This is a genomic window from Erwinia typographi (assembly GCF_000773975.1).
Taxonomy (GTDB): Bacteria; Pseudomonadota; Gammaproteobacteria; order Enterobacterales; family Enterobacteriaceae; genus Erwinia; species Erwinia typographi.
In genome coordinates, this window is sequence record NZ_JRUQ01000127.1 from 1 (window position 1) to 1,921 (window position 1,921).

General features: G+C 55.0%; 3 protein-coding genes. 1 reads left to right on the forward strand and 2 read right to left on the reverse strand.

The annotated features are described in order from the left end of the window. Positions 1–124: 124 nt before the first annotated feature. Entirely contained in the window at positions 125–472 is a 348-nt protein-coding gene (tnpB, locus tag NG99_RS27215) for an IS66 family insertion sequence element accessory protein TnpB (protein ID WP_034900006.1), read from the reverse strand. After that, complete coding sequence (tnpA, locus tag NG99_RS27220) at positions 469–1,116, reverse strand: IS66-like element accessory protein TnpA (protein WP_034900008.1); 648 nt, start codon at positions 1,114–1,116, stop codon at positions 469–471. Before tnpA ends, tnpB begins: the two co-directional genes overlap by 4 nt. A 148-nt stretch (positions 1,117–1,264) precedes the next feature. On the opposite strand from tnpA, the gene NG99_RS27225 reads away from it, so the two are divergent. Next, positions 1,265–1,690, forward strand: coding sequence for an SDR family NAD(P)-dependent oxidoreductase (locus NG99_RS27225; RefSeq protein ID WP_269745697.1), 426 nt, complete (start codon positions 1,265–1,267; stop codon positions 1,688–1,690). The last annotated feature ends 231 nt before the right edge of the window (positions 1,691–1,921 follow it).

A 1,921-nucleotide genomic window follows, 5' to 3' on the forward strand; every position in this document is an offset into this window, starting at 1 on the left:
GTTTAACTTGACCAGTACATACTCCGCCATTTTGCGGATGGTGGTCTGCTGCTCCAGCAGCAGCGCCCTGAGCCGGGCGTTTTCATCGGGAAGGGAAGCGTCCATACCCACATTTTACATCAGGTTATATCCGCAGACCAGGCCGTTCCGTCCGCTGCGGGTGCTTCCAGTTTATGCCTTCCAGCAGCATGGACAGCTGCGCCGGCGTCAGGTGTACTTTTCCGTCACGGGCCACCGGCCAGACGAAGCGCCCGCGCTCAAGGCGTTTGGTAAACAGGCACAGGCCATCACGGTCAGCCCACAGCACCTTTATCATGTCGCCCCGCCGGCCCCGGAAGATAAACAGGTGACCACTGAACGGCTCATCCCTGAGCGTATTCTGCACCTTTGACGCCAGACCGTTAAAACCGTTGCGCATATCCGTCACGCCGGCGACCAGCCAGATGCGGGAGCCCGCAGGGAGTGATATCACCGTGAACTCCCCTGCATTTCCCTGATAAGTATCTGCAGCAGCTCCGGCGTCAGCGCTCCACCGATACGCAACGTACCGGCGGGAAGAACCAGTTCACAACAGGGCGTTTCATCCCCCTGAGTCGCCTGCCCGTGACAGGATCCTGCTGCGAGCGTTACGGGCAGCATCAGCGGTGTCTCTGTTCGTGCAACGAGTTGTCCCTGCAGGTAAAGGCGCCGCCAGTTGAACAACAGATTGTCATTAATGTTATTTTCACGGGCCAGTTGCGCCACGTTGACCCCGGGCTGCATCGACCGTTCCACCAACGCGATTTTGAAGTCCCGTGGAAAGTTAGGACGACGTGGCCGTCTGGAGACCGCAGGTGTTTCAAGCGGGGCCGGAGCCACGGGAAGAGCAGTCGCTTTCCTGGTGCTCTGGCGGTAAAGGCGTTTATCCAGCTTCCCCGGGGTGATCCTGTCAGAAAGTGGCCAGGAGAGACCGGACTTCCTGAACCGGACAAAGAGATCGCAGACGGTGGTTTTGGGGATGCCGAGCCGGCGTCCCGCCTCAATGCGCGGGAGTTTTTCTTCAAAATGGAGGCGAAGGGCCTCAAGTATCCATGTCCGGTGTTTCACGCGATAGTGTCCATTAAAAATGATGGACACTATTTTCCCGGAACCGGAGTCCGCTGCACAGACGGCCTAAATGAGACGCTTACACCTGTTCTGAAACCTGAGACGATCAACTCGCCGAAATTAGCCAAAATCGCTCTGTCAATGCGAGTTCCCCGCGAGCTTACGCCACATCATCACACTGTCAAGTATCGCTGGCGTTATCGGCTTTCCAACTGGTGGAAGCTATGTCGCCAGTAAATTTGCAGTGGAAGCGTTGACGGAATCACTGGCGGGCGAAGCGGCTGCGTGGGGCATCAAGGTCACGATGCTGGAACCTGGCAGTTTCGCCACCACATTTGGCTCGTCCACTCTCTTTGCCCCCGCTCAGCCTGAATATGACACCCTGAAGTCATCCATTCGCGCCGGGTTCAATCAGGAAAACACAGGAGATCCTGCAGCAACAGCGGATATCATCCTAAAGTTGGTAGATACAAGCAATCCACCATTGCGCCTCATTCTCGGCTCGAGCACATTACCCATGTTCAAGTTAATCTATAAGAAGCGCCTGGACGAGTGGGAAGCGTGGTCTTCACTGTCCAATGCTGCACAGAAAGTGTCGGAGTAGATGCCCATCTTATCTTAGGACATCCAGAAACATTCATGACCACAATAACTTTAGGGACAAGGGTTGATCTCACGACCATCCCTTGTCCCGTACTACCGAAAATACAGGTTCGTACACGGCGATTCGGTATTCCTTCACGCTTGCAGAACTCTGACTAGATGGCAACTGCAGCAATTAAAAGAAGCATCAGAGGAAGAAAACATTGCTTAACGTGAGTTTTCGTTCCACTGA